This is a genomic window from Streptomyces sp. NPDC051104, assembly GCF_040682835.1.
Classification (GTDB): Bacteria; Actinomycetota; Actinomycetes; order Streptomycetales; family Streptomycetaceae; genus Streptomyces; species Streptomyces cynarae.
In genome coordinates this window covers 92566-118673 of record NZ_JBFBBS010000005.1, presented here as the reverse complement: position 1 = coordinate 118673, position 26108 = coordinate 92566, and the positions used below count along the sequence as shown (strand labels likewise).

Here is a 26108-nt window from a genome sequence, read left to right as displayed (position 1 = left end):
ACGATCGTTGACATGCATTCATCCTGTCGACGAGCCTTGCTCGTTTCGGTTGTGCTGTCCGCGTTCACGACGCTTCCGGCCTGGTCCGCTGTGGCCGGGGGCGCGACGGTGGGCGACGGTGCAGATTCCTCCGCCGCCATGCGGGTGGCGCGGCTGCGCGACGAAGCCGCCGTGGTGGCGCGGCAGTACGAGACCGGGCTCCGCGAAGCCGAGAAGCAGCGTGCCCGAGCGCGGCGTGACGAGAGACTCCTCATACGGGAGCGTCGGCTGGGCGCGGCCCTCCGCAAGAATCCGGGCCTGATCGCGCGCGCCCAGTACCACCAGAGCGTGGCTCCCCCATTTGTGCCACAGACACTCCTGCCCGACGCCGCGCTGAAGTTGATGCGAAGTCAGCACTCGCTCACCCGAGGGGATCGCGCCGCCGCGAACGCGGTCGTCGGTATCCGCAGGGTGGAGGACCGCCTCGCCGCCGACCTGGCCGAGGCGTCGGCGCAGTCACGGCGGCTGCAGAAGCGGAAAGCCGAACTGGCGGACAGAAGACGGACCCTCCAGGCGAAGCTGGAGGAGGCACGGCAGGTCCTGCAGAGGCAGGCCGACGCGACCGCCGCCACGGGATCGTGCCGGGGCGCCGTCCATCTGGGCCGGCCGCGGCAGAGGACCCACCGCGCCTGGGGGGCGCCCGTGGAGTCGTACAGAGTGTCCGCTCCGTTCGGCAGCGGAGGCCACCACTGGGCGCACCGGCACACCGGCCAGGACTTCGCGGTCCCCATCGGCACACCGGTGCGGGCGGTCGGCGCCGGGAAGGTGGTGCGGGTGGCGTGCGGCGGCGCCTTCGGGATCGAGGTCGTCATCCAGCACCCGGGCGGCTACTTCACCCAGTACGCCCATCTCGCCGCCGTCACCGTCGACCAGGGAGAACCGGTGGCCACCGGCCAGTGGATCGCCCAGTCCGGCACGACGGGCAACTCGACCGGTCCGCACCTGCACTTCGAGGTCCGGGTCACTCCGGAGTGGGGGTCGGGCATCGATCCGGTGCCGTGGCTGACGGCACGGGGCGTGCGCCTCTGAGAGCCGTACGCGAGAAATCGCCGCCCGACGGACGGTCCTGGCGATCTACGACCGCCGGGGATGTACGACCGCGGCGATCTGCGACCGCGGGCGACCTACGACCGCTCCGCGAGGATCCGCTCGATCACCACGGCCACGCCGTCGTCGTTGTTGGCGACGGTCCGCCCCGACGCGGCGGCGACCACGTCCGGGTGGGCGTTGCCCATCGCGTAGGACTGCCCCGCCCAGGTGAGCATCTCCACGTCGTTCGGCATGTCACCGAAGGCGACGACCTCCTCGTGGGAGATGCCGCGCTCGGCGCAGCACAGCGCGAGGGTGCTCGCCTTGGAGACGCCCGGGCCGCTGATCTCCAGCAGGGCGCTGGGGCTGGACCGGGTGATGGTGGCGCGGTCGCCGACGGCGAGACGGGCCAGGGTGAGGAAGGCGTCCGGGTCCAGCTGCGGGTGGTAGGCGAGGATCTTGAGCACCGGCTCGCGGGCGCCGGGGGCGTCCGGGGCCAGCAGTTCCTCGGCGGGTGCGAGCAGGTCCGGGATCTCCATGTGCAGCTTCGGGTACGCCGGCTCCTGGTGGAAGCCGTATGTCTGCTCGACGGCGTACACCGTGCCGGGTGCGGCGTCCCGCAGCAGCCGTACGGCGTCGAGCGCGTTCTCGCGGGCCAGCTCGCGGACCTTGACGAAGCGATGGGCGCCGGGGCCGCCGTGCAGGTCGACCACGGCCGCGCCGTTGCCGCAGATCGCCAGTCCGTGACCGTGGACGTGGTCGCTGACGACGTCCATCCAGCGGGCGGGCCGGCCCGTGACGAAGAACACCTCGATGCCGGCCTCCTCGGCGGCGGCCAGCGCGGCGACGGTCCGCTCGGAGACCGACTTGTCGTCGCGCAGCAGAGTGCCGTCGAGGTCGGTCGCGATCAGCCGGGGCGGGAGGGTGGAGGCCGGGGTCTCGGACTGTCGGGTCGCTGAGGTCACCGGCCCATTCTGGCGCATATGCCCGCACGGCCGTGCGAGACCTCGCACACCTGAGTGGTGACACTTCTCACCAGCGCCGTCACGTCGCGTCATGCTCAACCCAGCTGTGCCGGGGCCTCCAGGGCGATCTGCTCGAAGACCTTCTGGTCCGCCGCGAAGTCGGAGTCGGGGATGGGCCAGTGGATCACGATGTCGGTGAAGCCCAGCTCCGCGTGCCGGCCGGCGAAGTCGACGAACGCGTCCAGGGACTGAAGCGGACGGCCGCGGTCCGGGGTGAAGCCGGTGAGCAGGACCTTGTCGAGTTCCGCCACGTCACGGCCGACCGCGGCGCAGGCGTCGGCCAGCTTCTCGGTCTGCGCGCGCAGAGCCTGCCGCGACTCCTCCGGGGTGCCGGTCTCGTACAGCTTCGGGTCGCCGGTCGTCACCCAGGCCTGACCGTGGCGGGCGGCGAGCTTCAGGCCGCGCGGGCCGGTCGCGGCGACCGCGAAGGGCAGTCGGGGGCGCTGCACGCAGCCCGGGATGTTGCGCGCTTTGAGCGCGGAGTAGTGCGTCCCCTGGTAGGTGACGGAGTCCTCGGTGAGCAGCCGGTCGAGCAGCGGGACGAACTCGCCGAACCGGTCGGCGCGCTCGCGCGGGGTCCACGGCTTCTGGCCGAGCGCGGTGGCGTCGAAGCCGGTGCCGCCCGCCCCGATGCCCAGCGTGATCCGGCCGCCGGAGATGTCGTCCAGGGAGATCAGCTCCTTGGCGAGGGTGACCGGGTGCCGGAAGTTCGGCGAGGTCACCAGGGTGCCGAGGCGCATCCGATCGGTGACGGCGGCCGCGGCCGTCAGCGTCGGCACGGCTCCGAACCAGGGGCCGTCCCGAAAGGACCGCCACGACAGGTGGTCGTAGGTGAACGCGGTGTGGAACCCGAGCTGCTCCGCACGCTCCCAGGCGGAACGCCCGCCCTCGTGCCAGCGGACGTACGGCAGGATCACGGTGCTCAGACGCAGACTCATGCCTCGAGCGTAAGGGAGCCGGGGAGTCGTCGTGGCCGAGATTGACCGGAAAGCCCGGGAATCGCAGCCACGAGTCAGTGTTTTTCTGGGAAACGCAGGTATTGCGGCGGTATGGCCTTGGTGAGCCACACCCCGTTCTCGCTGACGTGGAAGACATGGCCGTCGCGGTGCATGGCGCCGGCGTCCACGGTCAGCACCACCGGGCGGCGCGGCGGGCGCCGGCGCGGGTGGCGGTCTCGCGGTCCGGGGAGAGGTGCACACCGTGTCGGCTCACGGGCCTCAGGCCTCGGCACGGATCGCGTCCAGGTTGCGGGCCACGGTCCCGTGGTAGAGGTACGTGATCTTTCCAGCCTGCGGAGAGACGGGGATCACGCACTTGATTTTGCTCCTGATGTTTGATCCACAACCAACCCAGGTTATCCACAAGGAAATTGACGACTCTGTGGACAACTGCTCGGCATCTTGGCGGTGTTCGCCAAGTAAGTCTGATATGCAGCCCACTTGCCCAACCGCACCGTGAAAGACGGTGGTTCGCCAACTCCCTTGGCAGTTGGTCACAGTGGCGGATCGATCCTTGCGATCGCGCGCAACACCCCCGGCGCGATGCGGGACAGCAGTCGCGCGCTCCGTGCTTCCGGGGTGACCGGTACGACCGCCTGGTTGCGGACCACCGCCCGCAGAACCGCGTCGGCAACCCTCTCCGGTCGGTAACCACGCAGCCCGTACAGCAGGTTGGTCCTCTTCTGCCGTCGCCTCTCCTCCTCCGCGTCCACGCCCACGAACCGCGCCGTCGACGTGATGTCCGTGTGGACGAAGCCGGGACAGATCGCGGACACTCCGATGCCGCACCCGGCCAACTCCGCGCGCAGGCACTCGCTGAGCATCAGTACGGCCGCCTTGGACGTGCTGTAGGCCGGTAGCACCTTCGACGGCTGGTACGCGGCCGCCGACGCGACGTTGACGATGTGGCCGCCCTGACTTCGCTCGGCCATCTGCTTGCCGAACAACCGGCAACCGTGAATGACACCCCACAAGTTGACGTCGAGGACCGTGCGCCAGTCCTCGGCGGTGGTGTCGAAGAAGGAGCCGGACAGGCCGATCCCGGCGTTGTTCACCAGGACGTCCACCACCCCGTATGCGGCGGCGACCTTCTCGGCGAGCTTCTCCATCGCCTGCTCGTCGGAGACGTCGACCGTTTTCGCCCACGCCTCCGGAGCACCGCTCCGCCGGGCCAACTCAGCCGTCCGGGCTGCGCCTTCGCCGTTTCGGTCGACCGCCACCACGCGTGCTCCGGCCTTGGCGAACGCGACCGCCGTGGCCCGTCCGATGCCGCTGCCCGCACCCGTCACCAGTACGAGCTGCCCGCCGAACCGCTCCGCGTACCGCCCGCTCCCGACGGGCGCCGAACGGCCGTTCTCCACGGCGGTAACGAACTCCGCGATCCAGGCCGTCACTTGGTCGGGCCGGGTGCGCGGGATCCAGTGCTTGCCCGGCAGTGTGCGGCGGATCAACCGCGGTGCCCAGCGGTCCAGTTCGTCGTAGAGGTGCTCCGACAGGAACGCGTCCCCCAGTGGCGTGATGAGCTGTACGGGCGCGTGCGCGTATGCGTCGGGGCGCGGGTGGCGCAGCCTGGGCCGTACGTTGTCCCGGTACAGCCAGGCGCCGTTGGCGGCGTCCGTGGGGAGCGACGGGGTCGGGTAGTCGCCGCCGGGCAGCCGCTCGGCGCGCCGCAGGATGCCGGGCCAGCGTCTGCCGAGCGGTCCGCGCCAGGCCAGCTCCGGCAGCGCGGGGGCGTGCAGCAGGTAGACGTACCAGGACCTGGTGCCCTGGCCCAGCAGCTGGCCGACGCGGCGCGGGGTCGGCCGGCGGACCCGCCGCTTGATCCACTGCCCGAGGTGGTCGAGGGACGGCCCCGACATCGATGTGAACGACGCGAGCCGGCCCTCGGTGCGCCCGGCGGTGACGAACTCCCAGCCCTGCACCGAGCCCCAGTCGTGCCCCACCAGGTGCACAGGACGGCCGGGACTGACCGCGTCGGCGACCGCCAGGAAGTCGTCCGTCAGCTTCTCCAGCGTGAAACCGCCGCGCAGCGGAGTCGGCGCCGTCGACCGGCCGTGGCCGCGGACGTCGTAGAGCACGACGTGGAAGCGGTCGGCGAGGCGGGGCGCCACCTCGGACCAGACCTCCTTGCTGTCCGGGTAGCCGTGCACGAGCACCACCGTGGGCCGCGCCGGATCGCCCAGCTCGGCCACGCACAGCTCGATCCCACCCGTCCGCACCCGGCGCTCGCGCGCCCCCGTGAGAGCCACTCGTCCCCTCTTCCCTCACTCGCACCTGGTGTGTCACGTCACACCGGCGAATTTGGCAGTTGTTAGAGGTGGCGTCAACAGCGGCCCCGCGGTCTGTGGAAAACCGCCGTGATGTGGACAATGCGCCACCCGTCCCGCGCTCGTCGCCGTTCGACCTGAGGGTGACCCTTACGGGCCCGTAATACTGGAGTCGGACCCCCAGACAGCTCTGCGGTCTGACGACGGCAGTGGTCCGCGTCACTACCGTCGATGTCGTGACTGTGATCGCGACCGAAAGCCTGAGCAAGCGGTTCCCGAGGGTGACCGCGCTTGACCGGCTCTCCGTGGACGTGGGACCCGGCGTGACCGGACTCGTCGGAGCGAACGGAGCCGGCAAGTCCACTCTGATCAAGATCCTGCTGGGTCTGTCCCCCGCCACCGAGGGCCGCGCCGAGGTGCTCGGCCTCGACGTCGCCACCAAGGGCGGCGCCATCCGCGAGCGCGTCGGATACATGCCCGAGCACGACTGCCTGCCGCCCGATGTGTCGGCCACCGAGTTCGTCGTGCACATGGCCCGCATGTCCGGCCTGCCCCCGGCCGCCGCCCGCGAGCGCACCGCGGACACCCTGCGCCACGTCGGCCTGTACGAGGAGCGCTACCGCCCCATCGGCGGCTACTCCACCGGCATGAAGCAGCGCGTCAAGCTCGCCCAGGCCCTGGTCCACGACCCGCAGCTGGTGTTCCTGGACGAGCCGACCAACGGTCTCGACCCGGTCGGCCGCGACGAGATGCTCGGCCTGATCCGCCGCGTGCACACCGACTTCGGCATCTCGGTCCTGGTCACCTCGCACCTGCTGGGCGAGCTCGAGCGCACCTGCGACCACGTCGTCATCATCGACGGCGGCAAGCTGCTGCGGTCCAGCTCCACCCGGGACTTCACCCAGACCACCACGACCCTCGCGATCGAGGTGACCGACTCCGACGAGCACCCGGACGGCACCCGCGCGGTGCGCGACGCGCTCCACGCGCGCGGGGTGACCACGCAGGACGGCAGCGGCCTGCCGGGCTCCGGCCACATCCTGCTGCTGACCGCGGAGGGCGAGCCGACGTACGACCTCGTCCGGGACGTCGTCGCCGACCTCGGTCTCGGCCTCGTCCGTATGGAGCAGCGCAGGCACCACATCGCGGAGGTCTTCAAGGACAGCGACGCCGAGCGGAAGGAGCCGGTCCGTCATGGCGGTTGAGCAGCCCCTGGCCCACGAGGCCGAACAGACCCGGATCCACAACATCGGCTACCGCTCGTACGACGGCCCGCGCCTGGGCCGCGCCTACGCCCGCCGCTCGCTGTACTCGCAGTCCCTGCGCGGCGCCTACGGCCTCGGCCGCTCGGTGAAGTCCAAGGTGCTGCCCATGCTGCTGTTCGTCGTGATGTGCGCCCCCGCGCTGATCATGGTCGCGGTCGCGGTCGCCACCAACGCCAAGGACCTCCCCGTCCAGTACACGCGCTACGCGATCATCATGCAGGCCGTCATCGGCCTCTACGTCGCCTCGCAGGCACCCCAGTCGGTCTCGCGCGACCTGCGCTTCAAGACCGTTCCGCTGTACTTCTCCCGCCCCATCGAGACCGCCGACTACGTGCGCGCCAAGTACGCGGCGCTGGCCTCGGCGATGTTCATCCTGACGGCCGCGCCCCTGCTCGTCCTCTACGTGGGCGCACTGCTCGCCAAGCTGGACTTCGCCCACCAGACCAAGGGATTCGCCGAAGGGCTGGTCTCCGTGGCCCTGCTCGCCCTGCTGTTCTCCGGGATCAGTCTCGTCATCGCGGCGGCGACGCCCCGGCGCGGCTTCGGTATCGCCGCCGTCATCGCCGTCCTGACCATCTCCTACGGAGCCGTCTCGACCATCCAGGCGATAGCGGACGTCCACTCGGGCAACTCCACGGCCCTGGTGTGGATGGGCCTGTTCTCGCCCATCACCCTCATCGACGGGGTGCAGACCGCCTTCCTCGGCGCGAACTCGTCCTTCCCCGGCGGGCACGGACCCTCGACCGCGCAGGGGGTCGTCTTCCTCCTCGTCGTCCTCGGACTCATCGCCGGCAGCTACGGCCTGCTGACGCGCCGCTACCGAAAGGTCGGACTGTGACCACGCTCACCATCGACCACGTCTCCCGCTGGTTCGGCAACGTGGTCGCCGTCAACGACGTCACGATGACCATCGGCCCCGGAGTCACCGGCCTGCTGGGCCCGAACGGCGCTGGGAAGTCCACCCTCATCAACATGATGGGCGGCTTCCTCGCCCCCTCCACCGGCTCCGTCACCCTCGACGGCCGGCCGGTGTGGCGCAACGAGGAGATCTACCGGCACATCGGCATCGTCCCCGAGCGGGAGGCGATGTACGACTTCCTCACGGGCCGCGAATTCGTCGTCGCCAACGCCGAGTTGCACGGACTCGGCGCCAAGGCCGCCCAACGGGCCCTTGCCACGGTCGAGATGGAGTACGCGCAGGACCGGAAGATCTCCACGTACTCCAAGGGCATGCGGCAGCGCGTGAAGATGGCTTCCGCGCTCGTGCACGACCCGTCGCTGCTGCTGCTCGACGAGCCGTTCAACGGCATGGACCCGCGCCAGCGCATGCAACTCATGGAGCTGCTGCGGCGTATGGGAGCCGAGGGCCGCACCGTGCTGTTCTCCTCCCACATCCTCGAAGAGGTCGAGCAGTTGGCCTCGCACATCGAGGTGATCGTCGCCGGACGGCACGCGGCGAGCGGCGACTTCCGTAAGATCCGCCGCCTGATGACCGACCGCCCGCACCGCTACCTGGTGCGTTCCAGCGACGACCGGGCACTCGCCGCCGCACTGATCGCCGACCCGTCGACCTCCGGTATCGAGGTCGATCTCACCGAGGGCGCCCTGCGCATCCAGGCGATCGACTTCGGCCGGTTCACGACGCTGCTGCCGAAGGTCGCGCGCGAGCACGGCATCCGGCTGCTCACGGTCTCGCCGTCCGACGAGTCCCTCGAGTCCGTCTTCTCGTATCTGGTCGCGGCGTAGGAGGCCGAAATGTACGACCCCACAGTCGCCCGCCTCACCTACCGCGGCCTGCTCGGCCGCCGCCGGGCCCTCATTCTCGGCGCGCTGCCCGTCCTGCTGATCGTGATCTCCGCGGTCGTCCGGGCGCTGACCGGCGCCGACGACCAGGTCGCCCACGACGTCCTCGGCGGGTTCGCCCTGGCCACCATGGTCCCGATCATCGGCGTCATCGCGGGCACCGGCGCGATCGGGCCCGAGATCGACGACGGCTCGGTGGTGTACCTGCTGGCCAAGCCGGTGAAGCGGTCCACGATCATCTTCACCAAGCTGATCGTCGCGATCGCCGTCACCATGGCGTTCTCCGCGCTGCCCACGTTCATCGCGGGCCTGATCCTCAACGGCAACGGCCAGCAGATCGCGGTCGCCTACACCGTGGCGGCGCTCGTCTCCTCCATCGCCTACGCCGCGCTGTTCCTGCTGCTCGGCACGGTGAGCCGGCACGCGGTGGTGTTCGGCCTGGTCTACGCGCTGGTCTGGGAGGCGCTCTTCGGCTCGCTGGTCTCCGGGGCGCGCACGCTCAGCGTCCAGCAGTGGTCGCTGGCCGTGGCGCACAAGGTCTCCGACAGCTCCCTGGTCACCTCGGACGTGGGGCTGCCCGCCGCCACGGTCCTGCTGGTCGTGGTGACCGTGGCCGCCACCTGGTACGCGGGGCAGAAGCTGCGGACGCTGACGCTGGCGGGCGAGGAGTGACAGTCCCTGCGGGGCTGGAGCCGGGGCCTCGACGGGGCCCCGGTCTTCTTTCTCTTTTCGAAGCCTTTTTTGACAGGGGTTTCACACCTGCCTCGGCACACTGGGCAAAGGGGACGCACAGCAGCGGAAAGGACCGGGGATGACTGCGGACGAGGCCGGGGAGACCTGGGACGGCGTCGAGTTCGACGAGGACTTCATACGGTCCGCGTCGACCAGGGAACCGTCCGCGCGCGCCCGGATGCTGGCAGCGCGCTGGCGCAACGAGGCGCCCGCCCCCCAGCCGTGGCGCTCGGACGAGCCGCCCGCCGGCTGGTTCTTCAGCAAGGCGCGGCGCCGCAGGTGGCGGCGCCGGTAGCGGTCAGGTTCTGCGGAGGATGCGCGGATCGAACGCGCGCGGGGGTTGACCCCGACCACGACTTAGCAAGCCGGTGCCTTTCCACTCGGCCAATCCTCCGGGTGGGCGGCCCACGCGAGGGTGCTCGCGCGCTCGAAGCGGCCGCCCCGGGCAGCTCCCCGTGCGGGGCGGGCTCGACGGAGAGGCAACTACTCCGGAGCCCGCCGCGGGCTGCCCTGCAGGGAGCTCGGCGTACTGTCGTGCATGGACATCGCCCAGCTCCTCTCCCAGAACGTGGCGCCGATCTGATCCGGCGTCGCGAACATGACTACTGTGCCCGTTCGCCGAATCGGGCGCCACTGAATAAAAGTCGCGCAGTCCGGCTTCCCGGACCCTCGACCAGGGCCCCCGCGACGCAGAGCTGATCCGGAAGGCAGGCCCTAGCCCAGCAACCGCTCCAGCACCACCGCGATGCCGTCCTCGTCGTTGGTCAGCGTCATCTCGTCCGCGACCTCCTTCAGCTCCGTGTGCGCGTTGGCCATGGCCACACCGTGGGCCGCCCACGCGAACATCGGTATGTCGTTGGGCATGTCGCCGAAGGCGATCGTCTCCGCGGCCTTCACACCGAGGCGGCGTGCCGCCAGGGACAGGCCCGTCGCCTTGCTCAGGCCGAGGGGGAGGATCTCCACGATGCCCTCGCCCGCCATGGTCACCCCGACGAGACCGCCGGCGGCCTGCTGCGCCGCCTCGGCGAGTTCGTCGTCGCTCAGGGTCGGGTGCTGGAGGTAGACCTTGTTCAGCGGCGCCGACCACAGGTCCGCCGCGTCCTTGATCGGCTGGTACGGCAGCGGCCCGTCATGCACCCGGTAGCCGGGGCCGACCAGGACCTCCCCCTCCAGGCCGTCCCGGCTCGCCGCCAGCAGCAGCGGGCCCACCTCCGCCTCGATCTTGGCCAGGGCCAGACCCGCTATCTGCCGGTCCAGCGTCACCGACGTCAGCAGACGGTGCTCGCCCGCGTCGTAGACCTGCGCTCCCTGGCCGCACACGGCGAGGCCCCGGTAGCCGAGGTCGTCGAGGACGGGGCGCGTCCAGGGGACCGCGCGCCCGGTGACGACGATGTGCGCGGCGCCCGCCGCGGTGGCCGCGGCGAGCGCCTCACGTGTGCGCTCCGAGACCGTCTCGTCGGAGCGCAGGAGCGTCCCGTCGAGGTCGGTCGCGATCAGCTTGTAGGGAAGGGTGGACGGAAAACCGGCATGTTCTCCCGTGCTCACTTGGCCACGGGCTCCAGCAGCTCCCGGCCGCCCAGGTAGGGGCGCAGGACCTCGGGCACCCGCACCGAGCCGTCGGCCAGCTGGTGGTTCTCCAGGATCGCCACGATGGTGCGCGGTACGGCGCACAGCGTGCCGTTCAGCGTCGCCAGCGGCTGCACCTTCTTGCCGTCCCGCATGCGGACCGCCAGCCGGCGCGCCTGGAAGGTGTCGCAGTTGGAGGCCGAGGTCAGCTCGCGGTACTTGCCCTGGGTCGGGATCCAGGCCTCGCAGTCGTACTTCCGCGACGCCGACGCGCCGAGGTCACCGGTCGCCACGTCGATGACCTGGAACGGCAGCTCGAGGGAGGTCAGCCACTGCTTCTCCCACTCCAGGAGCCGCTTGTGCTCGTTCTCGGCGTCCTCGGGGTCGATGAACGAGAACATCTCGACCTTGTCGAACTGGTGCACGCGGAAGATGCCCCGCGTGTCCTTGCCGTAGGTGCCGGCCTCGCGGCGGAAGCACGGCGAGAAGCCCGCGTAACGCAGCGGCAGTTTGTCCGCGTCGATGATCTCGTCCATGTGGTACGCCGCGAGCGGGACCTCGGAGGTGCCGACCAGGTAGAAGTCGTCCTTCTCCAGGTGGTACACGTTCTCGGCGGCCTGGCCGAGGAAGCCCGTGCCCTCCATGGCGCGCGGGCGGACCAGGGCCGGCGTCAGCATCGGGGTGAACCCGGCCTCCGTGGCCTGCGCGATGGCCGCGTTGACGAGCGCCAGCTCCAGCAGGGCGCCGACACCCGTCAGGTAGTAGAAGCGCGAGCCGGAGACCTTCGCGCCGCGCTCCACGTCGATCGCGCCGAGCGCCTCGCCGAGCTCCAGGTGGTCCTTGGGCTCGAAGCCCTCGGCGGCGAAGTCGCGGATGGTGCCGTGCGTCTCCAGGACGACGAAGTCCTCCTCGCCGCCGACCGGGACGTCCGGGTGGACCAGGTTGCCCAGCTGGAGCAGGAGCCGCTTGGTCTCCTCGTCGGCCTCGTGCTGCTCGGCGTCGGCGGCCTTGACGTCGGCGGCCAGCTGGCTCGCCTTCTTCAGCAGCTCGGCCTTGCCGTCACCGGTGGCCTTGGGGATCAGCTTGCCGAGCGCCTTCTGCTCGGAGCGGAGTTCATCGAAGCGGACGCCGGACGACCTGCGCCGCTCGTCGGCGGAGAGGAGGGCGTCGACGAGCGCGACGTCCTCACCACGGGCGCGCTGGGAGGCGCGAACACGGTCGGGGTCCTCACGGAGCAGGCGAAGGTCAATCACCCCTCAAGGCTACCGGTGCGGAGTTCCGGGACACGACCGCGTATTCCGATCCACGGGGCATGGTTCCGTTATGGGGCAATTACCCATGTGTCAACAAAAGAGCGCCGGTCGCCGGAAAGGGGCAGCTCGTCAAGGGACCGTTGACCCGACTTCCTTGAGCTGACCCGGATTTCTGGTCCGCTCGTCCACAGGCGTCCACAGGCCCCGAAGGGTTATCCACAGGCTGTGTGGAAGATCTGTGGACACCGGAGGTGATCATTCCGAAAGCTCTGCGGGGAGCGGAGAATTCCTGGTTCAAACCGCCGTCATCCGCACTTTCGGGTGGAAAGGGGTCGCTCCAACGGGTTGATCGAAAGAAACAGGTGGACAACTGTGGCGTACGCGATGGTGGACGGATGGGGGGTCCGTAGAGCGATTTGTCGACTCACTGATGCCGTGCTGTCGACTTGTCCCCAGATCGAGAAGGCTGCCTGTGGATAACTTCTGTGGACAACGAAAATCTGCAGGTAGGACGAGACGCTAGAACCGGCCGTCCTGGCAGCGCGCCACCCAGTCCGCGGCCGACACGAACTCGTCGTCCGACGTCCCCGGCAGCGGGGCCCGCACGGCGTCCGGCTCGATGTCCGCACGCGGGTACGAGCCGAGGAACCGAACCTGCAGACAGATCCGCTTCAGCCCCATCAGCGCCTCGGCGACCCGACGGTCCGAGATATGGCCCTCGGCGTCGATGCAGAAGCAGTAGTTCCCGATGCCGGCTCCCGTCGGGCGGGACTGGAGCAGCATCAGGTTGATGCCCCGCACGGCGAACTCGCCCAGCAGGTCGCGCAGCCCACCGGGGTGGTCGTCACGCTGCCACAGCACGACGGAGGTCTTGTCCGCGCCCGTCGGTGCCGCCGGCCGGGCGGGCCGGCCGACCAGCACGAACCGCGTCTGCGCGTTCTCCGCGTCGTGGATGCCGGTCTCCAGCGCCTCAAGGCCGTAGCGGGCGGCGGCGAACTCACCCGCGAACGCCGCGTCGTAGCGGCCCTCCTGGACCAGGCGGGCGCCGTCCGCGTTCGACGCCGCCGACTCCCAGACGGCGTCCGGGAGGTTGGTCTTCAGCCAGTTGCGCACCTGGGGTTGGGCGGCCGGGTGCGCGGTGACCGTCTTGATCTCGGAGAGCTTCGTGCCGGGGCGGACGAGCAGCGCGAAGGTGATCGACAGGAGCACCTCGCGGTAGATCATCAGCGGCTCGCCCGCGACCAGTTCGTCGAGCGTGGTGGTGATGCCGCCCTCCACCGAGTTCTCGATCGGCACGAAGGCGGCCTCGGCCTCGCCGCTGCGGACGGCATCGAGCGCCGCCGGGACGGACACCATCGGGACGAGCTCACGGGTCGCGGACTCGGGCAGCGTACGGAGGGCGACCTCGGTGAAGGTGCCCTCGGGACCGAGATACGCATAGCTGGCTGGCATGTCCTCACCCTAATGCGCCGTGCCGACGCTCGGCTCGCACCTGGGGAAATGGCACCCCATCGAGGGCCTGCCCCAGCCGACCAGATCCGAGGAAGACAGGCCCTACCCCTCCAGCAGCCGCTGTCCCACGTACTCCCCCTTCGCCGCGCCGCCCGGCACCGCGAACAGGCCGCTCGCCTCGTGGCGGATGTACTGCGACAGCGCGTCCCCCCGGTCGAGCTTGCGCTGCACGGTCACGAAGCCGCGCAGCGGATCCGCCTGCCAGCAGATGAAGAGCAGGCCCGCGTCCGGTGTCCCGTCCGCGTCGAAACCGTCGTGGTAGGAGAACGGTCGGCGGAGCATCGCCGCGCCCCCGTTCTGGTCGGGCCGGGTGATCCGTGCGTGGGCGTTGATCGGGACGACCAGCTTGCCGTCGGCACTGGCCTTCTCCAGGTCCATCTCGGTGGTCTCGGAGCCGCCGCTGAGCGGTGCCCCGTCGGACTTGCGGCGGCCTATGACCTCCTCCTGGGCCTTGAGCGAGAGCTTCTCCCAGTCGTCGAGGAGCATGCGGATGCGGCGTACGACCGCGTAGGAGCCGTACGCCATCCACGCCGGGTCGCCGGACGCGGGCACGAAGATGTGCTGGTCGAAGTCGGCGTCGCTGGGCTTGGGGTTGCGGGTGCCGTCGACCTGCCCCATGAGGTTGCGGACGGTCATGGGGCGCGCGGTCGCGCCCGGCGAGCGGTTGAAGCCGCTCATCTGCCAGCGCAGCCGGGCCGCGCCGCCCGCGTCCTTCTGGATCGCGCGCAGGGCGTGGAAGGCGACGAGCGCGTCGTTGGCACCGATCTGCACCCACAGGTCGCCCTCGCTGCGGGACTTGTCGAGGTGGTCGGAGGAGAAGTCGGGCAGCGGGTCCAGGGCGTCCGGGCGCTGATTCTCCAGTCCGGTGCGGGAGAAGAAGCTGTGCCCGAAGCCGAACGTGATCGTCAGGGAGGAGGGGCCGGCGTCACGGGCGACGTCGGTGTCGTCGTGCGCGGCCGGTTCGCCCCCCATCAGCCGCTCGGCGGTGGTGGACCAGCGGCGCAGCAGCGCGGCGGCCTCCTTGCGGCCGGCGCCCGCCACCAGGTCGAAGGCGACGAGGTGGCCGCGGGCCTGGAGGGCATCGGTGATGCCGGGCTGATGTTTCCCGTGAAACATCACCCGGTCCGCGCCCAGCGAGGACAGCGGAGCGTTCTTCTCGGCGGGCGCGGCGGCATATCCGGCGGCCCCGCCCGCGGCCCCGAGCGCGAGGCCGGTGGCGCCCGCGGTCCCGAGGAGCCGTCGCCGTGTGATGGCCGCTCTGGGGGTGGTGGTGTCGGTGGACTGGGGGTCAGCCATCGTGGGGTTCAGCCGATCTGCGCGTTCTTGTTCACGGTCACTTGGTCGATGTCGGAGGTCCGCACGGTCACCTCGATCTTCCAGTCGCCCGCCATGGGGATCTGGACACCGCTCGCCGACCAGTGGCCGGTGGCGACGTGGTCGGGCGCGATCGGCAGCGGTCCGATGTTCTTGGCCTGAAGCGTGAAGGCGACCTTCACCTCCGGAACGTCGAAGGCCTTGCCGTTCGGGCGCGTCACGTAGACGTGCAGCAGGTTGCCGCCGACGCGGGCCGGGTCGAGGGTGAGCCGCACGGTGCCCTTGCCGTCCTGGCCGCCCGTGTCGAAGGGGATCTTCAGGGACAGGGACTCGGAGGGCTGCGATGCGGAGGAGGCGGTGACCGCCTTGGCAGCCTCTTCCGTGCGCCCGGGTTCCGTGGTGGTCAGCGCGGTGGTGACGGCGAGCAGGACGACGGCGACGGCCGCCTCGGCGAGGACGGAGCGCCTCAGCCCGGTACGGACGGGGTCGGCGTCCCGGACCCGCTTGGCGCGAGCGGCGGCCACGGCGGCCCGCTGCCGGGCGAGCTGGGCGGCACGCTCGGAGTCACCGGACCCTGCGGACGCCTTGCCGGACGCTCCGGCCGGACGGGTGGCGCCTTCCGAGTGGGAGACTTCCGACCCGCTCGCCTTGGCCGACATCTGCTCGGCCGATGCCGATGCCGATGCCGATGCCGATGCCGATGCCGACGTCTGCGCCGCGACAGTCGCCCGCCTCTTCTTGGCCGTGTCCTCCGCGACGTCGGCCGGAGCGTCCGCCAGCCGCGCCGTCCACCGCCGCGAGATCCACGCGATCCCGATGAGGACGGCGACCAGGCCGACCTTGACGAGCAGCAGCTGCCCGTACGTCGTCCCGGTCAGCGCCGACCAGGAGCCGACCTGGCGCCAGGACTGGTAGACCCCGGTCGCGGCCAGTGTCACGACGCTGCCGAACGCGAGGCGCGAGAAGCGCCGCACGGCCGTCGTCCCGATCGACGGCGCCCGGTACAGCGCGACGAGCAGCGTGGCGAGGCCGCCCAGCCAGGCGGCGACCGCCAGCAGGTGCAGGACGTCGACGGGCATCGCGATGCCGGTCTGGATGCCGGTCGAGGCGTGTTCGGCCATCGCCCAGGTCGCCGCGAGCCCCGCCGCGATCACGGTTCCGCCGATGGCGAGCCCGAAGGTGAGGTCCCGCCTCTCGGCGGACGGGTCGACGGCGCCCTCCCCGGCATCCGCACCGGGGGCGCTCTCCCCGGCATCCGCCTCGGCGGCCGCCTCCTCCGCGTCCCGCCTCACATAGGCCCCGAACAGCACCGCGATGAACAGCGCCCCGGCCGCGAGCAGCAGCAGCCGCGACACCAGCGCCGCCCCCGCCTTGGTCTGCAGCACCTGCCCGATCAGGGACAGGTCGAAGATGTCGGCGACCTTGCCCGAGCCGGTGTACGAGCCGCGCAGGAGCAGCAGCGCGAGCGTGGCCGAGGTCAGCGCCACCCACCCGGAGACGACGAGCCGCTGCACGGCCCGCACCCCGGCGCCCCGCTGCCAGCAGGCAAGTACGAAGGCCGCTCCGCCGATCAGCACGACGTACCCGGCGTAGGAGACGTACCGCCCGATCCCGTAGAGGGTGCCGACGACCCCGCCGCCCACGGTCGGACCGGAGGCGGAGACCGTGGTCGCGGAGGGGGCGCCGACGGAGAAGGTGAAGGCTCCGGAGACGGGGTGGCTGTCGGCGGACACCACCTGGTAGGTGACGGTATAGGTGCCGCCCGGGAGCCCCGGCCGCAGCTGCACGCCGTAGGTCGTGCCGCTGAGGTTGGTCGGCTTCCCGGTGTCGACGCGCTGCCCTCGGGGGTCGAGGACGCGCAGCGAGCTGTCCGAGAAGGCGACCTGCTCGGAGAAGGTGAGCGTGACCTGGGTGGGCGCCTTGTCGACCACCACTCCCTGCGCGGGGTCGCTGCCGAGCAGCGCGGCGTGCGCGGCGGCGGGCGCGGCCCCGGTGAACAGCCCGCCCGCGACGGCGAGCAGCAGCGTCAGCAGCAGGCGGGCCGCGCGGATGCGGACCGTGCGCCGGGACGCCGTATGGATGGTGCTCGGGACGGCGCGCCCGCCGGGAGCGATGGCCTGCGTCACGGTGATGCCTCCCTCAGTGGCCGGTCTTCGGGTTGTACGTCGCCGGCTTCACGGGCATCTCGACGGTGACCGTTCCGGACTTCGCGAAGTGGAGCTGTACGGACACCTTGTCGCCCTGTTTCGGCTTGTGGCTGAGCTTTTCGAACATGAGGTGGTTGCCACCGCTGGTGAAGTCCAGCTCGCCGTGCGCGGGCACGGCGAACGAATTCTCCTCCTCCATCGCGCCGCCCTTGGTGGAGTGCAGCGTGACGTCGCCGGCGATACCGCTGGTGACGGAGGTGAGGGTGTCGGCGCCGCCGGAGTTGGTGACGGCGAAGAAGCCGGCCGCCATGTCGGCGGTGACGGGCTGGGGCATGTAGGCGCCGGTGACCTTCAGTTCCGGCTTGGCGGGGGAGCCGCCCGAGCCGCCGCAGCCGGCGAGCACCAGCCCGCCGCAGCCGGCGAGGACCATCCCCGCCGCCAGCATCGCGGCGGGGCCGCCGAGGCGGCGGCTCACGGGTTCTCCCCCTTGATGATCTTGGGTATGTCGCGGATGTAGTCGTCGACGGTGGCGTCCTGGCCGTAGACCACGTAGCCCCCGTTGGTTTTCGGCGAGAACGCGATGACCTGGGTGCCGTGGGTGGAGACGATCTTGCCGTCCTTCTCCTTCTTCGGCGGCTCGATGCTGATGCCGAGGGTGCGGGCGCCGGCCTGGATGGTGGAGAAGTCGCCGGTCAGGCCCACGATGGACGGGTCGATGCCCTTGAGCCAGGTGCCGAGCGCCGAGGGGGTGTCGCGCTCCGGGTCGGTGGTGACGAAGACGATGCGCAGCGAGTCCTTCTGCGCCTGGGTCAGCTGCTTGCTCCGGTCCACCTCCTTCTTGGCGACGGCGAGGTTGTTCATCGTCAGCGGGCAGACGTCGGGGCAGTGGGTGTAGCCGAAGTAGATCAGCGTCGGCCTGTCCTTGGTCTGCGCACGGAGGTCGTACTTCTTGCCGTGGGTGTCGGTGAGGGCGAGGTCCGGCTTCTCGAACGGCTGGTCCAGCACCGTTCCGGCCTTGTCGGAGCCGGGCTCCGCGGAGACGACGGCGACCGGCTTGTCGCCGCTGTCGCCGGACCCGCAGGCGGTGAGGGTGAGCGCGGCGGTGGCGAGGAGCGCCGCCGCTGCGAACGTCTGCTTGGTGCGCATAGAGAAATGTCCCAGATGTCAGTGCTTAGGGGTGTGCCGGGGCCGCACGTGTCGCGTCACCGCGCTGTCGTACGACCCCTGCGCGTGCCCGGAGGCGAGGTGGAGCTCAGGCGTCGGTGGTGCGCCGGCGGCCGGCCAGGACGCCGTACGCCACGCCCGCCGCGCCGACGACGATGCCGACGACCCCGAGGACTCGGGCGGTGGTGTCGGTGCCGCCGGAGGAGGTGCCGGCGGCGGTGTCCTTGGCGGGCGAAGTGGTGTCGGAGGCGTCCTCGGCCGTGGAGCCGTGGTGGCCGGAGGAGGAGGCGGAGGCCAGCTCGAGCACCGGGGCGGGGTTCTCGGGCTCGTCCTGACCCTCCTTCTGCGGCTCGATCCAGCGCACCACCTCGTTGTCGGAGTACGTCTGGAGGGCCTTGAAGACGAGCTGGCCGGTGTCCTCGGGTAGCTGGCCGACCGAGAGCGGGAACTTCTGGAAGTAGCCCGGCTCGATGCCCTTGCCGGTGGCGGTCCAGGTGACCTTGGACACAGCCTCGTTGATCTGCCGGCCGTGCATCGTGAGCGGCTTGGCGAGCTTGGACTTGGTGACTTGCACGTTCCAGCCGTCGACCGGCTGGGGCATCACCGAGGCCAGCGGGTGGTCGGTCGGGAGGCTGACCTCGAGCTTGGTGGTCGAGGCGTCGTCCCGCTCGTTCGGGACCTTGAAGTCGACGACCGCGTAACCGCCCTTGGCGGCCTGACCCTCCGGCTGCACGGTCACGTGCGCGAAGGCGGGCGCGGACAGGACGAGTACGGCCGATGCGGCGGCGGCACCGGCGACGGCGATGCGGGAGCCCTTCAGGGAACCCTTGATGTCCTTCATGGCTTGAGACCACTCCACTTCGAGTGAGAGTCCGTTGACGAAGAGAGATACGCGTGCGCAAGGGTGATCGCGGCCGTGGCCGGTTCCTTCGTGTGGGCACGCGCGCGTGCCGCGCGACGGCAGCCTCTCCCGTACGGACGGGTGGAGTGGTGCGGTCGCGTCAGGCAGCGAGTACGAACGGACGGGAGGAGGGCGGTCCGCGCCGGACCACCGTGTGCTGCAGCGTGGTCGTCCGCGGCTTCGGCGGCAGCAGGAAGACGGTGCGCGGGGCGCGCGGCCCCGCGCCGGGCGCGCCGGGGAGCCCGGCCAGGAGGGCGCGCGCGAGGGCGAACGACGAGCGCAGGGATCGTACGAGCGCCCCCTCCGCGGCCCCGTGCGCCGACAGTCGCATGAGCCGCAGCAGCGCCATGTCCCCACGGCGCAGCACCCACCCGGCGGCGACGGCCGCGAGGACGTGCCCGAGCAGCATGGGCAGGGACGGCAGGACCGACCACCACGAGCCGGCGGCCGACAGAGCGTCGGCCGGGTGGTGTGCGGCGGCCGTGTCCGCCGCCGTGGCGAGCCGCGCGTCGGAGAGGATCTTCTGGGCGTGTGCGGGCGAGATCGTAGCCGCGGTGGCGCCGCACATCAGGTGCGCGGCCCGGGCCACGAGTGCGGCGTCGGCCGTGGACATCGCCTTGGACGCCATGGCGCCGGAGTGCTGTCCGAGCCCGAACAGCGTGTGCAGCACGACCTGGCCCACCGCGAGGACCGCCGCGATGCCCGGCAGGGAGCGCTCCCGCCCGGCGAGCAGCGCGGCGACGGCGAACGTGCCGAGCAGGCCGGCGCCCAGCGTCCACAGCGGGACCGTGGCGCAGGAGGCCAGCCCGTGCCCGGCCGCGGCCAGCACGACGCAGACCGCGGCGAACACCGCGGCCCGCAGAATCCGGAGATCGCATCCGGTGCGCGCCGTGCGCGGGTGGGGGGCACTCATGGCGGCCTCATCATCCCACTGGGCTCGGCGGGGCCGTACGGCAGGTCCGCAAGATGACGTAAATGTGGTAATCAGAACAGTGATCCGGGAAGATCACGTTCTGGTGGCCCGTCCTCGAGCTGTCCCCGCATACACCCGACCCCCGCCCCGGCGCATCCGCCGAACGAGCGGGAAGTCGACAATCGGGCGATTGCCCCCCGGCAGGCGTGGCAATACGTAACGGTATGTCGAGCCGCGGCCAGGAGGCTGGAGCATGAGCATCTGGTGGTCACTCCATCTGCGGCGCGAAGCTGCGAGCGTGCCGCTCGCCCGACGACTCCTGCTGGGCACGATGGAGACCGCGGGTGTCGATCCGGACATCTCCTACGACCTTTCCGTCGCTCTGAGCGAGGCCTGCGCCAACGCGGTCGAGCACGGGGGCGACACTGCGAACGGCGGTGTGTCGGAGGCGTACCGGGTCACGGCCTACCTCGACGGCGAGAAGTGCCGCATCGAAGTCGCCGACTCGGGCCCGGGTTTCCCCGCCGGCAGACCTCGTACGGTGACCCGCCCGGTGCGCGCGGACGCCGAGCACGGTCGTGGCCTGGGTCTCATCGAGGAACTCGCCGACCATGTGCACATCGGCAACAAGCCGGGCCGGGGCGGCGCGGTGGTGAGCTTCGACAAGATCCTCAAGTGGCGCAACGACTCTCCGCTGATGGCGGTGTAGTGCCCTGCCGGACCGTGTTGCGTGGAGTTCTTCACGGCCGAGACCTGCCGCCGCCGCACGAGCGCATGCTCGACGAACTCGACGCCGAAAGGCCGGAGTTCACCACCTCTGTGGCCGTTCCCTGCCTCATCCGCCGCGTTCGCGGAACCGAGCCGAGGGACCCCGGACCTCATACGAAGGGCCGGGCACCGCAGCGGTACCCGGCCCTTCGCACCCGACGCTCGCGTGTAAGTTCGCGTGTCAGCCCTTCAGGGACGCCATCCACTGCTCGACCTCGTCGGAGCGGCGCGGCAGGCCCGCCGAGAGGTTCCGGTTGCCGTCCTCGGTGACCAGGATGTCGTCCTCGATGCGGACGCCGATGCCGCGGTACTCCTCCGGGACGGTCAGATCGTCCGCCTGGAAGTACAGGCCCGGCTCCACCGTGAGCACCATGCCGGGCTCCAGGACACCCTCCACATAGGTCTCGGTCCGCGCGGCCGCGCAGTCGTGGACGTCCATGCCGAGCATGTGGCCCGTGCCGTGCAGGGTCCAGCGGCGCTGCAGGCCCAGCTCCAGGACCCGCTCCACCGGGCCCTCGACGAGGCCCCACTCGACGAGCCGCTCGGCGAGCACGCGCTGCGCGGCGTCGTGGAAGTCCCGGTACTTGGCGCCCGGCTTCACCGCCGCGATACCGGCCTCCTGGGCCTCGTACACCGCGTCGTAGATCTTCTTCTGGATCTCGCTGAAGCGGCCGTTGACCGGCAGGGTCCGCGTGACATCGGCGGTGTAGTACGTGTGCGTCTCCACGCCCGCGTCCAGCAGGAGCAGGTCTCCCGAGCGGACCGGGCCGTCGTTGCGCACCCAGTGCAGCGTGCAGGCGTGCGGTCCGGCCGCGGCGATGGTGCCGTAGCCCACGTCGTTGCCCTCCACACGCGCACGGAGGAAGAACGTGCCCTCGATGTAACGCTCGGAGGTCGCCTCCGCCTTGTCGAGGACCTTCACCACGTCCTCGAAACCGCGCACGGTCGAGTCGACCGCCTTCTGCAGTTCGCCGATCTCGAACGCGTCCTTGACCAGGCGCATCTCGGAGAGGAAGACCCGCAGCTCGTCGTCCCGCTCGGCGGTGACCTTGTCGTGCAGCGCGGTCTCGATGCCCGCGTCGTACCCGCGCACCACGCGGACCGGGCCACTGGCCTCCTTCAGCCTCTGGGGCAGCTCGCGCACGTCCGAGGCCGGGATGCCGTACAGCTTCTCCGCCTCGGTGAGCGAGTGGCGGCGGCCCACCCACAGCTCGCCCTGGCCGGAGAGCCAGAACTCGCCGTTCTCCCGGTCGGAGCGGGGCAGCAGACAGAGGGTCGCGCGGTGGCCGTCGGAGGTGGGCTCCAGGACCAGGACGCCGTCCTCGGTCTGGTTGCCGGTGAGATACGCGTACTCGACGGAGGCGCGGAAGGGGTACTCCGTGTCGTTCGAGCGGGTCTTCAGGTTGCCCGCGGGGATCACCAGACGCTCGCCCGGGAAGCGCGCGGACAGCGCGGCGCGGCGGGCGGCGGTCTCGGCGGCCTGGGCGATCGGCTTCAGGTCGCGCAGCCCGGTGTCGGCCCAGCCCGACTTCATGTTCTCGGCCAGCTCGTCGGACACACCCGGGTACAGGCCGTTCTTGCGCTGCTTGATCGGCTCTTCGTTCTCGTCCTGAAGCTCCGGGGTCTCCGGCGTTTCAGACGTGAGCTCGTCCGCCACGGTCATCCTCCTTGGATACGGCACTGGGCCACCCCCATCGTACGGTCGTACAGAAGGGGTCCCGGGCAGGAAGAGACCGTCACCCGGCGTGGGCGGCGGCTCACTCGAAGCGGGCCGCCAGCAGCACCACGTCCTCCGTGCTGTCGGCCTCGCCGAGCCCGTCCGGGAGCACCGTCCGCAGGATGTGGTCGGCGACCGCACCCGGGTCGATGCGCAGCGGCCTCGGCACACTCGCGGCCGCCGCGTGCAGCCGGGCGAAGGCGCGGTCCATGGGGTCGCCGGTGCGCTCGAGCAGGCCGTCGGTGTAGAGCAGCACGGTCTCGCCGGGCTCCGCGGTCAGTTCGATGCTCGGTGCCTCCCAGCAGGCCAGCATGCCCAGGGGCGCCGACAGCGAGGTCTCCACGAACTCGGTGCGTCTGGGGCCGATCACCAGCGGCGGGCTGTGCCCCGCCCCGGCGAGCGTCAGCTTGCGCAGCGCGGGCTCGCAGTACGCGAACAGGGCGGTGGCCGAACGGGCGGGCTCGGTGAGTCTCAGCAGCAGCTCCAGATCGGAGAGGACCGCCACCGGGTCCTCGCCCTCCATCACGGCGTACGCGCGCAGGGAGGCCCGCAGCCGGCCCGTCGCGGCGACCGCGCCCGGCCCCGAACCGGTGACGGACCCGACGGCGAGCCCGAGCGCGGCGTCGGGCAGCGGCAGCGCGTCGTACCAGTCGCCGCCTCCGCGCGGGCTCGTGCGGCGGCGTGCGGCGAGCTGGACGCCGGGGATGCGGGGCAGCCGGGCGGGCAGGAGCTCCTCGGTGATCGTCGCCATGCACGCGCGCGTGCGCTCGATCTCCACCATGCGCGCCAGGTGCTCGGTGGCGTAGTGGGCGTACAGGCCGACGAGGTGGCGCTGGCGTTCGACCGGCTCGGCCGGTTCGTCGTAGAGCCAGACGGCGGCGCCGAGGCGGCCGGCGGCCTCGGTGGACAGGGGGAGTGCGTAGCTCGCGGCGTAGCCGAGGCGGGCGGCCACATCGCGGTGGCGGGGGTCGAGCCCGTCCTCAGAGAACAGGTCGGGCTCGACGATCCCGCGCTCCCCGCCCGGCAGCCCGTCGAGGATCCTGCCGTACGACAGGGAACTGCGCGGCACGGTCTCGATGTGCCCGAGGTCGGCGCGGCCCAGGCCCAGGCCGATCGTGGTGTCCGGGCCGAGCCCGTCGCGCGGTTCCAGTACGACGAGACCGCGCCGGGCACCCACCAGGGCGGCTCCGGCGCGCAGCGTTTCCTGGAGCGCTTCGGCGAGGGAGCCGGTGCGGGCCAGGCGTTCGGTCAGTTCGTGGAGCGTCGTCAGATCGGAGACCCAGCCGGCGAGCCGGTCCTGGAGGAGCGCTCCGGGGCCGGACGGGCCGGTGGAGTCGGAGAGGGCGGCCGAGGGGGCTTCCGTGGCGGCAGGCGTCGGCGCGACAGTGTGGGTGGGCGGGGGAACCGTTGAATCGATTCCGGCCACTTTCGGAGGGTGAGGGGCGTTCATGTCGTCCGGCCTTCGGGCCGGAGCGTATCGCTCGATAGCATCGCAAACCCCCATGTCAATCTGCGCCGCTAGCGGTGGCTCCACATGTACACGCACTCAGGAGGGGATGTCCAGCATTGTCCTGCTGGGATTCCTGGTGTCCGGGATGCAGGTTCTCCCCCCTTACGGCACAGCAAAGTTGGCTTAAAATAGCCTCAAGGACCGTTGTATTGCGGTCGACTGGCCTTGTTCAACGGAGCGTCACAACGGTCGTGATGGGTACGTACTCGGTGAAGGCCGGGGGTGGTTGGCGGCCACCCGGAACCTGGCACCGCAACCGGGCGTCATAACCACCGACGGCCGAGCCCCATCCTCCCGTGGTGGAGGCGGCGAGTAAGAGCGGGACGGTGAAACGCCAGGCGTCGCCACCCCACGCCACGCCCATGCTCGTGGTGGGCGCAGTATGGACGCGGACGCAGCCAAGGCTCGGCCCATAGGGGTTCCCCTTGTCCAGGACAGGGGTGTGATGCGCCAGCAGGTACGCACAGTGAAGTGATCGACACATGATCGACACATGACGTGATGGCCCTCGGTGTTGCCGGCGTGCAACGGAAAGGAACGAGCGCTCATGCGCGAGATCCTCGGAAGGCGACGCAGGCTCCTGTCCAGGCGGAGCGACGGGACGCCTGAGTTGATCAGCGCGGCCCTGACCTTCGCGACCGAATGGCAGTGGCCCGTACTCCCGGGTGTGGCACCGGACCCGCAGGGGCGTGCCCGCTGCGGGTGTCCCGACCCGGAGTGCACGGTGCCCGGCGCGCACCCGTTCGACCCCGGGCTGCTCGCGGCCACCACCGACGAGCGCATGGTGCGCTGGTGGTGGACCAACCGGCCGTCCGCGCCGATCGTGCTGGCCACCGGGGGTCAGGCGCCCTGCGCGGTGAGCCTGCCCGCCCTCGCCGCCTCGCGCGCCCTGGCGGCGCTCGACCGGAAGGGCATGCGTCTCGGCCCGGTCGTGGCGGCGCCGCACCGCTGGGCGATCCTCGTGAAGCCGTACTCCATGGAGCAGCTCGGCGAGTTGCTGTACGCCAAGGACTTCGTCCCCGGCTCGCTGCGCTTCCATGGCGAGGGCGGCTATCTGGCACTGCCCCCGTCCGAGACCGGCCACGGTGGAATCCGCTGGGAGCGGGCGCCGCTGCCCGGCTCCGCCTCCCCCTGGGTGCCCGATGTCGAGGCCGTGGTGGACGCGGTCGTGGACGTCCTCACTCGTACGGGTGTGAGCGCGCCCGAGTTCTGAGGGTGTCGGGCGCGCGACGGACCGTGCGCCCGTGATCGGCCGATATCTTCGGCCTCATGCTGATTCGTCCTGGGGGACACGGGAAACGGGGAATGCAGACGGGCGCGCGGGCGGACGATCGGCCCCAGTCCGGCAGGAAGCGGCTGCTCGCGCTCCTGGGCGTGGTGGCGGCTGTCATCGCGCTGCCGCTCGCCGTGGCGTCCGCCGGGCCGGTCGGGGAGGCGGACCACGCCGCACTCCGCCCGCCCGCGCACGAGGACGGGAAGCGGGCGGTCCCCTCCCGCCCCCGGTTGCTGGGCCTCGGCCTCGCCACCGCCGCCCGCTGCGGCCCCCAACTCTCCTCCGGGGACGGCATCGAGGCGCAGACGTGTGTGCTGACGCAGGGGCGGGACACCTGGGCGCGCACCTACTACCGCAACGCCACCGGCGAGAGGCTGTCCGGGGTCCTGAGCTTCATGGCGCCGGGCGGGCGCAGCGTGGAGATGCACTGCGCGGTGGACGCCGCGGACGACCCGGCGGTCTGTGACACCCCACGGCAGCGTGTCGCGGGCGACATGGGCGCCTACTCGGCGGTCGCGGAGTTCTCCCGGAGCGACGGGGGCGGACCACTGCTGCTGCGCTCGGGAAGCGACCAGGTGGCCGCGAGCGGACAGTGACTCGCCGGTCCTGTCCGGCCGTGACTGACTGATCCCGTGCGGCAGTGACTGACTGATCCTGTGCGGCAGTGACTCACCGATCTCGTATGGCAGTAACTAACCGCTCCCGTACGGGAGTTGCTCTCGCGGCCTGTTGCGCCGCACGTACCCGCACATGGGAAGACCCGGTTGCTGGCGACGGGGGATGCACCAGCAACCGGGCTACTGGAACGGTAACAAGAGATCGGCGGTTCGCAAATTCGATCTCGGCTATTCGGACACGGATTGGCCGGTCGCAGCGGGGACTTGTGACAGGAGTCACCTGAGGTCGGGCCCT

General features: G+C 70.9%; 23 protein-coding genes, 1 tRNA gene and 1 pseudogene. 9 read left to right on the top strand and 16 right to left on the bottom strand.

The genetic code is table 11. The features are described 5' to 3' along the window. The first annotated feature begins 36 nt into the window (after window positions 1-36). A complete protein-coding gene (locus AB0N14_RS10345; RefSeq protein ID WP_366025240.1) occupies window positions 37-1068 on the top strand; it encodes a peptidoglycan DD-metalloendopeptidase family protein in 1032 nt (343 codons plus the stop codon). Window positions 1069-1163: 95 nt separating this feature from the next. Here AB0N14_RS10345 and AB0N14_RS10340 read toward each other — a convergent pair whose 3' ends face one another. The 4 genes and pseudogenes from AB0N14_RS10340 to AB0N14_RS10325 all read right to left on the bottom strand — a co-directional run bounded on the left by AB0N14_RS10340 (window position 1164) and on the right by AB0N14_RS10325 (window position 5340). Continuing rightward, window positions 1164-2051, bottom strand: a complete 888-nt coding sequence (locus AB0N14_RS10340; protein ID WP_366025239.1) for an HAD hydrolase family protein — start codon at window positions 2049-2051, stop codon at window positions 1164-1166. Window positions 2052-2128: 77 nt separating this feature from the next. After that, the gene (locus tag AB0N14_RS10335) at window positions 2129-3031 is read right to left on the bottom strand and encodes an LLM class flavin-dependent oxidoreductase (RefSeq protein WP_366025238.1); all 903 of its coding nucleotides are present in this window, start codon (window positions 3029-3031) and stop codon (window positions 2129-2131) included. 74 nt (window positions 3032-3105) lie between these two features. After that, a pseudogene (locus tag AB0N14_RS10330) lies at window positions 3106-3367 on the bottom strand (RNA 2'-phosphotransferase); the annotation flags it as partial. 218 nt (window positions 3368-3585) lie between these two features. Continuing rightward, window positions 3586-5340 carry an SDR family oxidoreductase gene (locus AB0N14_RS10325; protein WP_366025237.1) on the bottom strand — a complete coding sequence of 585 codons (1755 nt, stop codon included), beginning with the start codon at window positions 5338-5340 and terminating at the stop codon, window positions 3586-3588. Window positions 5341-5600: 260 nt separating this feature from the next. Between AB0N14_RS10325 and AB0N14_RS10320 the strand changes: the two genes are divergently transcribed. The 5 genes from AB0N14_RS10320 (at window position 5601) to AB0N14_RS10300 (ending at window position 9453) form a co-directional block, all read left to right on the top strand. After that, window positions 5601-6563 carry an ABC transporter ATP-binding protein gene (locus tag AB0N14_RS10320; protein ID WP_366025399.1) on the top strand — a complete coding sequence of 321 codons (963 nt, stop codon included), beginning with the start codon at window positions 5601-5603 and terminating at the stop codon, window positions 6561-6563. After that, window positions 6553-7461 carry an ABC transporter permease gene (locus tag AB0N14_RS10315; protein ID WP_366025236.1) on the top strand — a complete coding sequence of 303 codons (909 nt, stop codon included), beginning with the start codon at window positions 6553-6555 and terminating at the stop codon, window positions 7459-7461. Before AB0N14_RS10320 ends, AB0N14_RS10315 begins: the two co-directional genes overlap by 11 nt. Further along, complete coding sequence (locus AB0N14_RS10310) at window positions 7458-8369, top strand: ABC transporter ATP-binding protein (RefSeq protein ID WP_366025235.1); 912 nt, start codon at window positions 7458-7460, stop codon at window positions 8367-8369. The genes AB0N14_RS10315 and AB0N14_RS10310 overlap by 4 nt, the downstream gene beginning before the upstream one ends. 9 nt (window positions 8370-8378) lie before the next feature. Then, entirely contained in the window at window positions 8379-9098 is a 720-nt protein-coding gene (locus tag AB0N14_RS10305; RefSeq protein WP_366025234.1) for an ABC transporter permease, read from the top strand. Window positions 9099-9237: 139 nt separating this feature from the next. After that, the gene (locus AB0N14_RS10300; protein ID WP_103837239.1) at window positions 9238-9453 is read left to right on the top strand and encodes a hypothetical protein; all 216 of its coding nucleotides are present in this window, start codon (window positions 9238-9240) and stop codon (window positions 9451-9453) included. A gap of 13 nt (window positions 9454-9466) precedes the next feature. On the opposite strand, the gene AB0N14_RS10295 is transcribed toward AB0N14_RS10300, so the two are convergent. From AB0N14_RS10295 to AB0N14_RS10250, 10 genes are all read right to left on the bottom strand, one after another. Next, window positions 9467-9552: transfer RNA gene (locus AB0N14_RS10295), tRNA-Ser, on the bottom strand. Between the two features lie 320 nt (window positions 9553-9872). Further along, window positions 9873-10703, bottom strand: a complete 831-nt coding sequence (locus AB0N14_RS10290; protein ID WP_366025233.1) for an HAD family hydrolase — start codon at window positions 10701-10703, stop codon at window positions 9873-9875. Further along, the gene (gene serS / locus AB0N14_RS10285) at window positions 10700-11977 is read right to left on the bottom strand and encodes a serine--tRNA ligase (protein ID WP_366025232.1); all 1278 of its coding nucleotides are present in this window, start codon (window positions 11975-11977) and stop codon (window positions 10700-10702) included. Before serS ends, AB0N14_RS10290 begins: the two co-directional genes overlap by 4 nt. A 519-nt stretch (window positions 11978-12496) precedes the next feature. Further along, on the bottom strand, window positions 12497-13429 hold the full coding sequence (gene pheA / locus AB0N14_RS10280; RefSeq protein WP_366025231.1) for a prephenate dehydratase: 933 nt from the start codon (window positions 13427-13429) through the stop codon (window positions 12497-12499). Window positions 13430-13531: 102 nt separating this feature from the next. Beyond that, entirely contained in the window at window positions 13532-14785 is a 1254-nt protein-coding gene (gene efeB, locus AB0N14_RS10275) for an iron uptake transporter deferrochelatase/peroxidase subunit (RefSeq protein WP_366025230.1), read from the bottom strand. An 8-nt stretch (window positions 14786-14793) separates the two neighbouring features. Next, window positions 14794-16884 carry a copper resistance protein CopC gene (locus tag AB0N14_RS10270; RefSeq protein WP_366025398.1) on the bottom strand — a complete coding sequence of 697 codons (2091 nt, stop codon included), beginning with the start codon at window positions 16882-16884 and terminating at the stop codon, window positions 14794-14796. Window positions 16885-16942: 58 nt separating this feature from the next. After that, window positions 16943-17380 (bottom strand): copper chaperone PCu(A)C, encoded by a 438-nt coding sequence (locus AB0N14_RS10265; RefSeq protein WP_366025397.1) that lies wholly within the window; start codon window positions 17378-17380, stop codon window positions 16943-16945. A gap of 41 nt (window positions 17381-17421) precedes the next feature. Continuing rightward, window positions 17422-18096, bottom strand: coding sequence for an SCO family protein (locus AB0N14_RS10260; RefSeq protein WP_366025229.1), 675 nt, complete (start codon window positions 18094-18096; stop codon window positions 17422-17424). A gap of 106 nt (window positions 18097-18202) precedes the next feature. Continuing rightward, window positions 18203-18934, bottom strand: coding sequence for a YcnI family protein (locus AB0N14_RS10255; protein WP_366025396.1), 732 nt, complete (start codon window positions 18932-18934; stop codon window positions 18203-18205). 181 nt (window positions 18935-19115) lie between these two features. Next, the gene (locus AB0N14_RS10250; RefSeq protein ID WP_366025228.1) at window positions 19116-19928 is read right to left on the bottom strand and encodes a hypothetical protein; all 813 of its coding nucleotides are present in this window, start codon (window positions 19926-19928) and stop codon (window positions 19116-19118) included. A gap of 253 nt (window positions 19929-20181) precedes the next feature. Here AB0N14_RS10250 and AB0N14_RS10245 point away from each other — a divergent pair, with 253 nt between their 5' ends. Beyond that, complete coding sequence (locus tag AB0N14_RS10245) at window positions 20182-20637, top strand: ATP-binding protein (RefSeq protein ID WP_366025227.1); 456 nt, start codon at window positions 20182-20184, stop codon at window positions 20635-20637. A 240-nt stretch (window positions 20638-20877) separates the two neighbouring features. Here the strand turns inward: AB0N14_RS10245 and AB0N14_RS10240 are convergent, their stop codons facing one another. Further along, window positions 20878-22359, bottom strand: a complete 1482-nt coding sequence (locus AB0N14_RS10240; protein WP_366025226.1) for an aminopeptidase P family protein — start codon at window positions 22357-22359, stop codon at window positions 20878-20880. A gap of 94 nt (window positions 22360-22453) precedes the next feature. After that, window positions 22454-23917, bottom strand: a complete 1464-nt coding sequence (locus AB0N14_RS10235; RefSeq protein WP_366025224.1) for a SpoIIE family protein phosphatase — start codon at window positions 23915-23917, stop codon at window positions 22454-22456. A 553-nt stretch (window positions 23918-24470) separates the two neighbouring features. Between AB0N14_RS10235 and AB0N14_RS10230 the strand changes: the two genes are divergently transcribed. Further along, window positions 24471-25136, top strand: coding sequence for a bifunctional DNA primase/polymerase (locus tag AB0N14_RS10230; RefSeq protein ID WP_366025223.1), 666 nt, complete (start codon window positions 24471-24473; stop codon window positions 25134-25136). Between the two features lie 92 nt (window positions 25137-25228). Beyond that, entirely contained in the window at window positions 25229-25792 is a 564-nt protein-coding gene (locus tag AB0N14_RS10225; RefSeq protein WP_366025395.1) for a hypothetical protein, read from the top strand. The last annotated feature ends 316 nt before the right edge of the window (window positions 25793-26108 follow it).